Below are 12,560 nucleotides of genomic sequence, written 5' to 3' on the forward strand. Positions count from 1 at the left end.
GGGTCTTTCGCGTTCTCAGGATTTGGATTATGCCGTTATTCCAGGGCGCGGCCAGAGAACGATTATGCTTTCGAGGGTAATTTTGTGCTGCATGATCTGATCGCCAACGGACAGTTGATGCGCACCATCTCGCTGCCGCGCGGCCGCCAGCGCCTGCATGCCATGCCGACCAGCACCGGCTATGAAGTACGCGAGGGCGTGACTTACGACTGGGACGGGCGCAAGCGCGGCCAGACGCCGTTCACCGTGCTGCAGCACACGATCAGCGGCACCGGCCAGTTGCGCTACGAGAACCGCAACTACCGCCTGCAGGCCAACGACACGCTGCTGGTGCTGGTGCCGCACAACCATCGCTACTGGCTGGAGAAGGGCGACCGCTGGGAATATTTCTGGATCTCGATGAATGGCGAGGAGGCGCTGCGCGTCCACAAATCCATACTCAGCGTCTCCGGCCCGGTGTTTCGGCTGCAGCCGGAGACGATCGATCATCTCGCCGATTGCAGCCTGCGCCTGATCAAGGGCGGCGCTTCGCCTGGCGCTGCTTCGGCAATCGCCTATGAGGCGGCGATGGCGCTTTACGACGATGTCTTCGGCTCGCACGCCTTCACTGAGAAACAGAGCGTCATGCAGCCGGTCATCGATCATATCAACGCCAATCTCGACAAGCCCTTGCCCGTGGCCGAGCTCGTCCAGATCAGCGGCCTCAGCCGCGCCCATTTCTCGCGCTGCTTCGCCGAGAGCGAAGGCGTTCCGCCGGCCGAGTTCGTGCTGCAGCAGCGGCTGCAGCGGGCGGCGAAGCTGCTAACCAAAGCCGATTTCCTGCCAGTCAAGGAGGTCGCCATCCTGTGCGGCTTCGAGGACGCCAACTATTTCTCGAAAGTCTTCCGCCGGCTCTACGGCATCAACCCGACGCAGTTCCGCACCACCGGCATGTATGCCAGCCTGGGCAGCCTTCAGTAGAGCATGATCTCGAAAAGTGGATACCGGTTTCCGGAAGAGATCATGCTCGGAAAACAGGCCGGATGGCCGCCATCACCCGATGCGATTGCCACTTGCGGGATCGAACAGATGCAGCGCCGCCGGATCGGCAGACAGTCTTACCGTGTCGCCCGGCCGGATAGTGCTGCGTCCCATGACGAAGACACAAACCAGCTGGTTGGCGAGCCGGACATAGAACTGCGTCGACAGGCCGAGCGGCTCGACCACCTCGACCTCTGCCTTGAGCGGACCATCGTCGGCAAGCTGGATGTGCTCCGGCCGTAGCCCGACAGTAAGCACATCGCCATCCTTCAACGGCAAGCCATCAGGCAACCGCAGCTTCTGGCCGTCGGCCAGCACCGCGTCCACCTTGCCGCCCTTGGCCACTGTCGCCGGAAAGAAATTCATGCCGGGCGAGCCGATGAAGCCGGCCACAAAAGTATTGATCGGCCGATCGTAGAGTTCGAGCGGATGGCCGACCTGCTGCACATAGCCGTCATGCATGACGACGATGCGGTCGGCCATAGTCATGGCTTCGATCTGGTCGTGGGTGACATAGACCGATGTGGTCTTGAGCTGCTGGTGCAGCGCCTTGATCTCGGCGCGCATATGCACGCGCAATTTGGCGTCGAGATTGCTGAGCGGCTCGTCGAACAGAAACACTTTGGGATCGCGCACGATGGCGCGGCCCATGGCGACGCGCTGGCGCTGGCCGCCGGACAGTTGCCTGGGCAGACGGCCGAGGAAACTGTCGAGGCCGAGGCGCTTGGCCGCCGCCCCTACCCTGCCGTCGATCGTCGTCTTCTCCGCCTTCTTCAAAAGCAGGCTGAAACCCATATTCGACGACACATCCATGTGCGGATAGAGCGCGTAGGACTGGAACACCATGGCAATATCGCGGTCCTTCGGCGCGACATCGTTGACCAGCCGATCGCCGATATGGATCTCGCCGCCCGACACCTCCTCCAGCCCGGCAATCATGCGCAAAAGGGTCGACTTGCCGCAGCCGGACGGGCCGACCAGCACGACGAACTCGCCATCGGCGATCTCGAGGTCGACGCCGTGCAGGATGCGCAGCGAACCGTAATCCTTCTCGACGTTTTGCAGCGTGACGGAAGCCATCGATTATCCTTTGACCGCGCCGGCGGTGAGGCCGGTGACGAGATAGCGTTGCAGGAAGGCGAAGAAGATGCAGACCGGGATCAGCGCCAGGATCGACGCCGCCATCATCTGCCCCCAGTCCACGGCGAACTTGCCGATATAGGTGAGCAGGCCGACGGCAAAGGTCTTCTGGTCGTCGCTGGAGATCAGCATCAGCGCGAACAGCAATTCGCTCCAGGCGGCGGTGAAGACGAAGCCGAGCGTGGCGCCCATGCCGGGCAAGGTCAGCGGCACGATCACCTTGCGCATCGCCTGCGCCCGCGTGCAGCCGTCGATCATCGCCGCTTCCTCCAGATCCTTCGGAATGCCGTCGAAGAAGGACTGCATTAGAAAGGTGGCGAAGGCGGTGTTGAAGGCGGTGTAGATGATGATCAGACCAACCAGACTGTTGGTCAGGCCAAGCTCGCCCATGACGCGGTAGATCGGCGGAATGACCATCACCAGCGGGAAGGTTTGCGTCAGCAAAAGCATGATCGCCAGCGTTGCCTTGCCGCGAAAGGTGAAGCGCGACATGGCGTAGCCGGCGAGCGTGGCGATGACTGTCACCAGGGCCGCCGTCGACACCGAGACGATAACGCTGTTGAGGAAATAGCGGGGGAAGTCAGAGGCTTCCAGGACAGTGATGAAGTTGCGGAAGGTGGTCTGCGACGGCCACAGCGTGATGCCCTCGGAATAGAGCAGCCGCTCCGGCGTTACCGAAATCTTCAGCGTCCAGAAGATCGGAAACAGCGCAAAGATCATATAGGCGGCAATCGCCGCGTAGAGGCCGATGCCGCTGAAGATGCGCGAGGAGGTGGAGCGTCCGGCAATCATCAGACGTGCCTCACCAGCAAGCGGCGGATGGCGATCAGCGCGATCGCATAGGCGATGAGCAGTACCAGTAGCAGCACCGCCACCGCGGAGGCATAGCCCTTGTCCAGCGACTTGAAGGCGCTGACATAGATGTAGACCGGCACCGTGCTGGTCGAGCCGGCCGGCCCGCCCTCGGTCATGACGAAGATCAGATCGGCGAAGGTCGCGATCCAGATCGTACGCAGCATGACGGTGATGACGATGGTCGGCGCCAGGAACGGCAGCGTCACCTTGGTGAAGCGCTGCCAAGGCGAAGCGCCGTCGATTGCGGCCGCCTCATGCAGTTCCGACGGGATCGACTTCAGCGCCGCCAGCAGCGTGATGGCGAAGAACGGAATGCCGAACCAGATGTTGGCGATGATCGGCCCCCACATGGCGGTCGCCGGATCGGACAGCACATTGGTCGGCTCGGCCTTCAGCCCGAGCGTGAAGAGCCAATGCGGCAGTGGTCCGATGATCGGATTGAACAGCCACGCCCAGGTCAGGCCCGACAGGAAAGATGGCACCGCCCAGGGCAGGAACACCACCGCCTGCACGAACTTGCGCCCGACAAACGGTTTGTCGAGCAGCAACGCCAGACCCAGGCCGAGGAAGAACTGGAAGAACAGGCTGGCGACGGTCCACCACAGCGTGTTGACCAGCGCCTGCCCCAGCACCTGGTCGGTCAGCATCGCCTGATACTGGCCTAGACCGACATATTCGGATTTGAAGGCGGAGAACTTCCGGAACGAATAGCTGATGCCGATGATCAGCGGCACCAGCAGCACCACGACCAGCAGAACGATCGCCGGGCTGAGATAAAGCCAGGGCTCGATTGCTGCATGCGTCAGCCGCTTCTTTCGCGGCCGGCCGGCGGATCGTATTTCGGACACGGCATAAGTCATTAGCGCTCAACAATCATGGGTGGGTGCCGACAGCGGCAACAGCACCCTTCTCCCCGTTCACGGGGAGAAGATGCCGGCAGGCAGATGAGGGGCGGCGCCAGCCTTGGGGTGCTCGCGCTGCCCCTCATCCGGGCCTGTCTGTGCATGTCGTTGTCCCAAAACCGCTACGCACTTTTGGGCGACATGCATTCGGGCCACCTTCTCCCCGTAAACGGGGAGAAGGTGGAAGAACTACTTCTTGTTCTTGGCCAGCCAGTCCTGCTGTTCCTTGGTCAGGAACGCGGCCCATTGATCGGCAACGTCCTTGGCCGACTTCTGGCCGAGCAGCACTTCCTGGAAATTCTTGATCGCCACCTGGTCGACGAAATTGCCGAGGTTCTCCAGATGTGTCGGCGGCGTCACCATTTCATATTTGGAAGTGTCGCTGAGTTCGGTGAACCAGCCTTTGAACTGCTCGGTCTTGAAGTGGGCATCCTGGTCGGCGCCATTGTGGATCGGCACGACGCCGACTTCCTTGGCCCATTCGAGATTGTCCTTGGGCGACAACAGCGTCGCCATCAGCTTCCAGGCATCGTCCTTGTGCTGCGAATTGGCGAACATCGCCCACCCGGCATAGCCCAGCGTCGGATAGGATTTGCCGCTTGGCCCCACAGGCAGCGGCGCCACGGCAAAATCGTCGGCACTCATCTTGTCGGCAATGCCGATCAGCGCATCGGGATCCTGGTTGAGCATGGCGCAGGTGCCGGAATAGAAGCCGGTGACGGTCTCGTTAAAGCCCCAGCTCACCGCATCCTTGGGCGCCAGCCCGTCCTTGTACATGTCGGCCAGCATCTGCAGGCCCTTGACCGAGCCCTCCTCGTTGATGGTCGAGGTGCCGTCCTCGTTGAAGTAGCCGCCCTTGCCAGCGGCGATGTTCATGAACATGTGCATGCCGTTGAAGGCGCCCGGCCCACCACGCAGGCAATAGCCGTACTTGCCTGGAATGGCGGAGATCTTCTTGGAGTCGGCGATGAAGTCGTCGAGTGTCGCCGGCGGGCCGTCGAGACCGGCCTCCTTGAACAGCTTCTTGTTCCAGAACAGCGCATTCACATAGTAGCCGTACGGGATCATGAACTGGGTGTTGTTGACGGTCGAGCCGAACTGCTTGGCGCGGTCGCCGAGCGTTTTGGCATCATCCCATTTGGCCATGTAGGGACCGAGATCCTCGAGCTGGCCGTTGGTGGCGTAGAGGCCCATCCAGCGCTCCGGCATCTCGACGATGTCGGGCGTATCGCCGGCCTGCACCATGGTGAGGAATTTCTCGAACGCCTGGCCCCAGGGCAGCGAGACCACCTCGACCTTGACGCCGGCATTGGCGGCCTCGAACTCGGCGATCTGCTTCTTCAGGAATTCGGTGCGCTGCGGGCTGGTGATGACCTCGACCAGCTTGAGGGTGGTGTCGGCCAATGCGCCGCTGGCGGACATCGCCAGGCCGGCAGCGGTGGCAAGCATGATGCTCAGTCGTTTCATGTTCAGAACTCCCATTTTGAACCCAGTCATTTTTTTGCTTTGTCGAAGGCCTGGCCGATGTCGACCCAGAGGTCTTCGACGCTTTCCAATCCGACATTGAAGCGGATGGTTCGGGGGCTGACGCCGAAGCGCGCCATCGAATTGAGACCCGGTGTCTGCTCGAGCGAGGCCTTTGCCGGCACGACGAGGCTTTCATGACCGCCCCAGCTGACGCCGATGCGGAAAAATTTCAGCGCATCGACGAAAGCGGGAATGTCGACATCCTCCGTCACCTCGAAGGAGAACAGCCCGGCATAGCCGGCAAGCGTCTTCTTGCCGGGATGGTTGGAATAGGCGGGATGATTGACCCGCTCGACCTTGTCATGCGCCTTCAAGCGCTCGGCGATGATGAGCCCGCTCTTCATGTGATGCGGCAGTCTCAGCGGCAGCGTGCGCAGGCCGCGCAACAGCAGCCAGCCCTCGAAGGGCGACAGCTTTGCGCCAAGCTGCGAGTAGGTCTGGTCGTTGATGTGCTTGATATGGGCGGCCGAGCCCGCCACCACACCGGCGACGGTATCGCTGTGGCCGCCGAGATATTTCGAGGCGGAATGCAGCACCAGATCGACGCCGTGCAGGATCGGCTTCTGGAACACCGGCGTCGCCCAGGAATTGTCGATTGTGGTGACGATGCCCTGCTCTTTCGCCAGCCGCGTCAGATGTTCGAGATCCTGCAGCTCGAACATCATCGAGGTCGGGCTTTCCAGGTAGAGCAGTTTCGCACCGGGAAGTGCCGCGGCCACCGCATCCGGATCGGAGCCGTCGACATAGTCGACCTTGATATGCAGGCGCGGAAACAGCCGCTCGAACAGTCGGTAGGCGTCGCCATAGCAATTGCGCACCGCAAGGATGCGTTCGCCTGCGCCGACGAAAGCCAGCAACGTCGCGCTGATCGCAGCCATGCCGCTCGAAAAACCACGTGCGGCTTCAGCACCTTCAAGCGCTGCGACGCGCGACTCGAATTCCATCACCGTCGGATTGTCGCCGCGCGAATAGATCGGCTGTTTCCTGCGCCCGGCAAAGGTGTCGGCCATGTCGGCATAGCTGGCGAAGGTGAACAGCGAGGTCTGGTAGATCGGCGGCACCACCGCATTGCCGGGGAACGGGCCGTCATGCGCCAGAAGCGTCGCCGCCTCGGCGAGATAGTCGCTGCCGGAAATGCCTGGGTCGAAGCTGTGCTCGTTCATGTGCGGACCGAAAGTTTGAGGTTGGCGGCGCCGCGCTTCAAATCGTCCTCGACCGTGGCGATCAGCTTCAGCGCTTCGGCCCGGGCGCCTTCCGGATCGTGCGCGGCGATGCAGTCGAACATGGTGCGGTGGTAGGGAAAGCTTGCGTGGCCGAAATCGCGCACGCCGAGCGGATGTTCCCAGAAGCGGTGGAACAGTTCGTGCATGGCGGCGATAATCTGCTCGAACAGCGGATTGCCGCAGGCGCGGTAGATCGCCTGATGGAATTCCCAGTCCTCTTCCGACGACATGCCGGCGCGGCTGAGAAACTCTTCCTCCATGATGTCGAGCTTGCGCTCGATCTCGGCGAGGTCGTCCTTGTCGGCACGAATGGCGCAAAGGGCGGCGGCTTCCGCTTCCAGCGCGCGGCGGATTTCCAGCGTGCGCATCAGGCCGGTGAAATCATTGCCGCCGGCAAGCGTCAGCGGCATGTGCAGCATGTCGAGCGAGACGGCGGCCTTGAGATAGGTGCCCGAGCCCTGCCGGCGCTCGACCAGGCCAAGCCCTTCCCAGCGCGTCAGCGCCTCGCGCACCGTGTTGCGGCTGACCTTCAGACGCTCAGCGAGGATGCGTTCGGTCGGCAGCCTCTCACCGGGTTCCAGCTTCTCGCGCATGACGAAGCCGGCCAACGCCTTCAGCACCGCGTCGTCGCGGGCCGTCGTCTGGATCGGCGGAAGGCTGAATTCGGTCACCGGGGCTATTACCGAAGTGGTTCAATGGTCCAACCAATTTCTGCACAGACGAAGGGACCTGTCAACAGTGGAAACGCAGCAAGGCCGAAGGGCCAGGGGATGCACCTTCGGCCTTGCTGTTTCAGCCGTGGATGCGCGCCGGCGCAGCGGCGGCGCGAGCCTCGCGCCAGCGAGCGAAGATCGCCTCGCGAACCCGCCTCGAACCAGAGAGGCGCTTTTTTGCCTGCGCCAGCACCGCAGGCGACGCCTCGGCGGGCGTGCCGGACCGAAAGGGAGGAGCCGGGGCGTATTCGAGCGAGAGCTGCACGATCTCGGCCTCCTCCTGTCCAAGCAGCCTCGCAACCAGCGCCAGGCCGAAGTCGATCCCCGAAGTGACGCCGCCGGCGGTGATGAGCTTGCCGTCTTCGACGATACGCTCGTCGACCGGGATCGCTCCGAACTCCTCAAGGAAAGCATGCGCATACCAGTGCGTGGTCGCGCGCTTGCCCCTCAGCAGTCCGGCCGCCCCAAGCACCAGGGCACCGCTGCAAACGGAGGTGATGTAGCGCACCTGCCCCGCGCGCTCCCACACGAAATCGAGGACTGTCTGGTCCTCCAGCAGCGCGTTGACCCCGCCCCCGCCAGGAATGCACAGCACGTCGAGGGGCCGGCAATCGTCAAAGGTCGCGGTTGGCGTCAGCGAGAGGCGCGTCGATGACGTCACCGGGTTGCGATCCTTCCAGATCAGTTCCACCTCGGCATCCTTGGCCGATGCCAGGACTTCGTATGGGCCGGTGAGGTCGAGTTGTTGGACGTCGGGGAATACGAGGATGCCGAAACGAAGGGGCATGGAAATCTCCGTGGGTTGACTTCCGGCAATCTACGGCATCATGGTTTGGCACGATTGCCATTCATCCCTCGCTTCGGGCCAAACCAATGCGCCGTATCGAAGTACTTGCCTATCCCGACATCCAGCTCCTCGACGTCAGCGGACCGCTGCAGGTCTTTGCCAGCGCCAATGATTTCAAAAGGCAGGCCGGCGAACCGGCTCCTTACGAGGTCGTGGTCGTCGCCGCCTCACCGCGCATCCGGACATCGGCCGGTCTCGTGCTGGAGGCAGCAGTGCTGCCAACCCACGGAGGTAAGATCGACACGCTGCTTGTCCCCGGAGGATGGGGCGTCAACGCGGCCTGCGACGATCCCGTGCTGGTCCAGTGGATCGCCGGTCGCTCGCGCGATGCCACCCGAACCGCTTCCGTCTGCAGCGGCGCCATGCTGCTGGCGACGGCTGGCCTGCTCGACGGCCGCCGCGCGGTGACCCATTGGGGACGCTGCGCGGAGTTCGCCCGGCGCTTTCCCGCGGTCCGGCTCGAACCCGATCCGATCTTCATCCGCGACGGCAATGTCTGGACATCCGCCGGCGTAACGGCGGGGATCGATCTCGCCCTCTCCCTCGTCGAGGCCGACCTTGGCCGGCACACGGCGCTCGGCGTGGCGCGCGAGTTGGTGGTCTTCCTGAAACGTCCCGGTGGCCAGGCGCAATTCAGCCAGACCCTCAAGCTGCAGCAAGGCGACGGGCGCTTCGACCGGCTGCATGGCTGGATCCTCGAAAATCTGGCCGGTGACCTGTCGCTCACGCAGTTGGCCGACCACGCCAATATGAGCCCGCGCAGCTTCTCGCGGCGCTATCGCGAGGCCACCGGCCGGACACCTGCCCGCGCGATCGAGGAGATCCGGATCGAGGCGGCGCGGCGGATGCTGGAGCGGGGCCAGCCCGTCAACCAGACGGCCCGCCGCTGCGGTTTCGGCTCGGAAGAAACCATGCGGCGCGGCTTTCTGCGCGTGCTGGGCACCAATCCGCGCGCCTATCGCGAGCGGTTCTGATCGCGACTGCTTGCTCCATTAGGCCGGCGGTCGATGCCGTAGGAATAGAGCCTCTCCAGCGTTCAGGCGGGATGCTGTAGCTGGCTGAGCCCGCCATCGACGACGAGGGTCGCCGCGTTCATGAACGGGCACTCCTCAGAAATCATGAACACAGCGGCCAGCGCGATCTCGCGCGCCGAGGCGATGCGGCCGCCGGGATGCAGCGCCAGCGTCTTGGCGCGCGCCGCAACCGGATCGGCAAAACTGTTCCAATAGTCGGTCGCCTTCTGCGTCTCGACATAACCGGGCGCCAGCGCGTTCACGCGCACGCCCTGCCCGGCATATTCCAGCGCCAGCGACTTGGTCAGCCCAAGCAGCGCGTGCTTGGCCACGGGATAGGGGAAGGTATGAGGGATGATGGTGAAGCTGTGCGTCGAGGCGATGTTGAGGATCGCGCCACCGCCATTTGCGATCATTGCCGGCAGCACCGCCTTGGCGCAGTTCCAGGCGCCTTTGACGTTGACATCGAAATTGCGATTCCACTCCTCCTCGGTCGCCTCGAGCGGCGTCGAGAACACATTCATCCCGGCATTGTTGATTAGCGCGTTGATCGGCCCGATCGCGTCGGTCGCCCGGCTGACGGCAGCGGCAATCGCGGCCCCGTCGCTGATGTCGGCTGCGGTATGTCCGACATGGCCCTGCGGTGCGGCAAGGCCGGCGACCGTTTTGTCCAGCAGCGCGCCGTCGCGATCGACCAGGAACAGCCTTGCCCCTTCGGCGAGGCAAGCTTCAGCGATGGCAAGCCCAATGCCTTGCGCGGCTCCGGTGAGGAAGATGCGTTTGCCGGACAGGCGCTCAGCCATGGCTGTCACTCCACTGGAAGATGGTCAGCGCCGGCCCAGTGCCGACGAACGCAGATTGTCGAGCAAAACGGCAAGCAGCAGGATCACGCCGCGCACAATGTATTGGTAGAACGCCGGGATGTTGAGCAGGTTCATGGCGTTTTCGGCGATGCCCATGATCAGCACGCCGACGATGACGCCCGACATGGTGGCGCGGCCGCCGGCAAGCGAGACGCCGCCGAGCACGCAGGCCGAGATGACCGAGAGTTCAAGCCCGACCGCCGCATTGGGCTGGCCCGACGTGATGCGCGAGGCCAAAAGGATGCCGGCGATGCCACAGACCACGCCTTGCAGAGCAAAGATCCAGATGCGCGTCCAGTCGACATTGACGCCCGCCAGGCGCGAGGCCTCCGGGTTGCCGCCGATGGCCAGCGTGTTCTTGCCGAAGACGGTACGATTGAGGACAAAACCGAAGATGCAAAACAGCACGGCCAGGACCCAGACCGGCGTCGGAATGCCGAACAGCTTCGACAGCGCCAGCTGGTAGAAATCCGGGCTGTTGATGCCGACGGCGCGGCCGTCCGATGCGATCAGCGCAAGGCCGCGCACGATCTGCATGGTGGCAAGCGTCGTGATCAGTGCGTTGATGCGGAATTTGGCGATGACGACGCCGTTGATGAAGCCGACGAAGGCGCCGCAGGTGATTGCCGCGAGAAGCCCGAGCAGGATCGAACCGGTATAGTTCGACGCCATTACCGCGACCATGCCGGCAAAGGCGACGATGGAGCCGACCGAGAGGTCGAAGTCACGCGCGGCAAGGCAGAACATCATCGTGCAGGCGACGATGCCGACGGTGACCACCGACTGCAGCAGGCCGAGCATGTTGCGGTCGGTCAGAAAATTCGGCACCAGCAGCGACACCAGCACGAAGGCGACGATGAAGATCACGACGAGGCCCTGTTCGCCGAGCAGGATCTTCTTCAACTGATCGGTCATGGCAAAGATCCTCAGGATGCGATCGCGTCGGGGGTTTTCTGATCGGGAAGAGCGGCGGCCAGGATCGCTTTTTCGGCGAACTGGTCGCGCGCGAGTTCGGCGCTGATGCGCCCGCCGCACATCACCAGGATGCGGTCGCAAATGCCCATCACTTCCGGCAGTTCGGACGAGACGACGACGATCGCCATGCCGTCTTCGGCAAGCTGGTAGAGCAGTTCGTAGATTTCCGCTTTGGCGCCGACATCGATACCGCGTGTCGGCTCGTCGACGATAAGCACGCGCACGCCCTGCTCCGACAGCCAGCGGCCGAGAATGACCTTCTGCTGGTTGCCACCGGAGAGGTTGATGATGTCCTGCTTGCGCGACGGCGTGCGCACCTTGAGCTTCTTGATGAAGGTCTCGGCGGTGGCGATCTCGCTAGCGCGGTTCAAGATTCCGAAGCGTGTGTGATGACGCCGCGACGAGATGTTGATGTTCTCCTCGATCGAGCGGCCCTGGATGATGCCGTCATGCTTGCGGTCTTCCGAGCACAAAACGATCCCGGCGCGGATCGCGTCATGCGGATCGGTGGCATGCACGACCTTGCCATCAACGGTAATGGTGCCACCTGAGCGCGGGTCGGCGCCGAACACCAGCCGCATCAGTTCCGAGCGCCCCGCGCCGATCAGGCCGAAGAAGCCGACGATCTCGCCGGCCCTTGCCTCGAAGCTGGCAGGCGTCGTCAGTTTTACTCCGGAAACAGCGTCGACCTTCAGCCGGACATCGCCGGCCGGGCGTGGGCGAAACCCCCAGACATCGGAGATTTCGCGGCCGACCATTTCGGCGACGACCTGGTCGCGTGCGACGTTTTTCAGCGACGCATGGTGCGCCGCGAGCTTGCCGTCGCGCAGCACGGTCAGGCTGTCGCAGAGGCGGAACACTTCGTCCAGCCGGTGCGATACATAGATGATGACCTTGCCCTCGCCGCGCAGGCGGTCGATCAGGGCAAACAGGATTTCGCTTTCGCGCGACGACAATGACGAGGTCGGCTCGTCCAGAGCGATGACGCGCGCGTCGAGCATGATCGCCTTGGCGATCTCGACCATCTGGCGCTCGCCGATCGACAGCGTCTTGACCTTGCGGCTGATGTCGATGTCGATGCCCGCCGATTTCAGCTTGGCGCCAACATCGTCCAGCATCCTGGCACGGGCGATGATGCCGGCGTTGGCGGGGAAGCGGCCGAGGCTGAGGTTTTCGGCAACAGTGAGCTCAGGAACCAGCTGCAGTTCCTGGTGGATGACGATGACGCCATTGTCGAAGGCATCCCTCGTCGATGAATAGGCCTGGACCTCGCCGTCGATGCTGATTGCGCCGTCATCGGCATGCTGGTCGCCCGACAGGATCTTGATCAGCGTGGATTTGCCGGCGCCGTTCTCGCCCATCAAGCCATGCACGGCGCCCTTGTCGACGCTGAACGAGATGCCGGACAGCGCCTTGACGCCCGGATAGGTCTTGGTGATTTCCGAGAAGTCGAGAAGGGACATGGGGCGCCTATCCTTTTGC

Annotated in this window: 12 protein-coding genes; 2 read left to right on the top strand and 10 right to left on the bottom strand. The window is 63.1% G+C overall.

Annotated features, from left to right (window positions below):
* Window positions 1-117: 117 nt before the first annotated feature.
* Entirely contained in the window at window positions 118-960 is an 843-nt protein-coding gene (locus NKK52_RS15035; protein WP_081727386.1) for an AraC family transcriptional regulator, read from the top strand.
* A gap of 72 nt (window positions 961-1,032) precedes the next feature.
* Here the strand turns inward: NKK52_RS15035 and NKK52_RS15040 are convergent, their stop codons facing one another.
* From NKK52_RS15040 to NKK52_RS15070, 7 genes are all read right to left on the bottom strand, one after another.
* The gene (locus NKK52_RS15040) at window positions 1,033-2,100 is read right to left on the bottom strand and encodes an ABC transporter ATP-binding protein (RefSeq protein WP_023685295.1); all 1,068 of its coding nucleotides are present in this window, start codon (window positions 2,098-2,100) and stop codon (window positions 1,033-1,035) included.
* 3 nt (window positions 2,101-2,103) lie between these two features.
* The gene (locus NKK52_RS15045; protein ID WP_023668128.1) at window positions 2,104-2,952 is read right to left on the bottom strand and encodes a carbohydrate ABC transporter permease; all 849 of its coding nucleotides are present in this window, start codon (window positions 2,950-2,952) and stop codon (window positions 2,104-2,106) included.
* On the bottom strand, window positions 2,952-3,875 hold the full coding sequence (locus NKK52_RS15050) for a carbohydrate ABC transporter permease (protein WP_023685296.1): 924 nt from the start codon (window positions 3,873-3,875) through the stop codon (window positions 2,952-2,954). Before NKK52_RS15050 ends, NKK52_RS15045 begins: the two co-directional genes overlap by 1 nt.
* 231 nt (window positions 3,876-4,106) lie before the next feature.
* Window positions 4,107-5,384 carry an ABC transporter substrate-binding protein gene (locus tag NKK52_RS15055; RefSeq protein ID WP_023685297.1) on the bottom strand — a complete coding sequence of 426 codons (1,278 nt, stop codon included), beginning with the start codon at window positions 5,382-5,384 and terminating at the stop codon, window positions 4,107-4,109.
* A 26-nt stretch (window positions 5,385-5,410) separates the two neighbouring features.
* Entirely contained in the window at window positions 5,411-6,607 is a 1,197-nt protein-coding gene (locus NKK52_RS15060; RefSeq protein WP_023685298.1) for a PLP-dependent transferase, read from the bottom strand.
* The gene (locus NKK52_RS15065; RefSeq protein ID WP_023668124.1) at window positions 6,604-7,338 is read right to left on the bottom strand and encodes a FadR/GntR family transcriptional regulator; all 735 of its coding nucleotides are present in this window, start codon (window positions 7,336-7,338) and stop codon (window positions 6,604-6,606) included. The genes NKK52_RS15060 and NKK52_RS15065 overlap by 4 nt, the downstream gene beginning before the upstream one ends.
* A gap of 121 nt (window positions 7,339-7,459) precedes the next feature.
* On the bottom strand, window positions 7,460-8,167 hold the full coding sequence (locus tag NKK52_RS15070; protein ID WP_023685299.1) for a DJ-1/PfpI family protein: 708 nt from the start codon (window positions 8,165-8,167) through the stop codon (window positions 7,460-7,462).
* A gap of 86 nt (window positions 8,168-8,253) precedes the next feature.
* Here NKK52_RS15070 and NKK52_RS15075 point away from each other — a divergent pair, with 86 nt between their 5' ends.
* The gene (locus NKK52_RS15075) at window positions 8,254-9,201 is read left to right on the top strand and encodes a GlxA family transcriptional regulator (protein ID WP_023685300.1); all 948 of its coding nucleotides are present in this window, start codon (window positions 8,254-8,256) and stop codon (window positions 9,199-9,201) included.
* A gap of 62 nt (window positions 9,202-9,263) precedes the next feature.
* On the opposite strand, the gene NKK52_RS15080 is transcribed toward NKK52_RS15075, so the two are convergent.
* The 3 genes from NKK52_RS15080 to araG are packed head-to-tail and all read right to left on the bottom strand — an operon-like array spanning window position 9,264 to window position 12,541.
* A complete protein-coding gene (locus NKK52_RS15080) occupies window positions 9,264-10,043 on the bottom strand; it encodes an SDR family oxidoreductase (RefSeq protein ID WP_023685301.1) in 780 nt (259 codons plus the stop codon).
* Between the two features lie 24 nt (window positions 10,044-10,067).
* Window positions 10,068-11,018, bottom strand: coding sequence for an L-arabinose ABC transporter permease AraH (gene araH / locus NKK52_RS15085; protein ID WP_023685302.1), 951 nt, complete (start codon window positions 11,016-11,018; stop codon window positions 10,068-10,070).
* 11 nt (window positions 11,019-11,029) lie between these two features.
* Complete coding sequence (gene araG, locus NKK52_RS15090) at window positions 11,030-12,541, bottom strand: L-arabinose ABC transporter ATP-binding protein AraG (RefSeq protein WP_023685303.1); 1,512 nt, start codon at window positions 12,539-12,541, stop codon at window positions 11,030-11,032.
* Between the last annotated feature and the right edge of the window lie 19 nt (window positions 12,542-12,560).

It is taken from the genome of Mesorhizobium sp. C277A (assembly GCF_040324395.1).
GTDB lineage: Bacteria > Pseudomonadota > Alphaproteobacteria > Rhizobiales > Rhizobiaceae > Mesorhizobium.

Coding starts and splice junctions, on each gene's coding strand:
- NKK52_RS15070 (WP_023685299.1), bottom strand. CDS start 8,167: ATGCCCCTTCGTTTCGGCATCCTCGTATTCCCCGACGTCCAACAACTC.
- NKK52_RS15055 (WP_023685297.1), bottom strand. CDS start 5,384: ATGAAACGACTGAGCATCATGCTTGCCACCGCTGCCGGCCTGGCGATG.
- araG (WP_023685303.1), bottom strand. CDS start 12,541: ATGTCCCTTCTCGACTTCTCGGAAATCACCAAGACCTATCCGGGCGTC.
- NKK52_RS15050 (WP_023685296.1), bottom strand. CDS start 3,875: ATGACTTATGCCGTGTCCGAAATACGATCCGCCGGCCGGCCGCGAAAG.
- NKK52_RS15075 (WP_023685300.1), top strand. CDS start 8,254: ATGCGCCGTATCGAAGTACTTGCCTATCCCGACATCCAGCTCCTCGAC.
- araH (WP_023685302.1), bottom strand. CDS start 11,018: ATGACCGATCAGTTGAAGAAGATCCTGCTCGGCGAACAGGGCCTCGTC.
- NKK52_RS15040 (WP_023685295.1), bottom strand. CDS start 2,100: ATGGCTTCCGTCACGCTGCAAAACGTCGAGAAGGATTACGGTTCGCTG.
- NKK52_RS15035 (WP_081727386.1), top strand. CDS start 118: ATGCGCACCATCTCGCTGCCGCGCGGCCGCCAGCGCCTGCATGCCATG.
- NKK52_RS15080 (WP_023685301.1), bottom strand. CDS start 10,043: ATGGCTGAGCGCCTGTCCGGCAAACGCATCTTCCTCACCGGAGCCGCG.
- NKK52_RS15060 (WP_023685298.1), bottom strand. CDS start 6,607: ATGAACGAGCACAGCTTCGACCCAGGCATTTCCGGCAGCGACTATCTC.
- NKK52_RS15045 (WP_023668128.1), bottom strand. CDS start 2,952: ATGATTGCCGGACGCTCCACCTCCTCGCGCATCTTCAGCGGCATCGGC.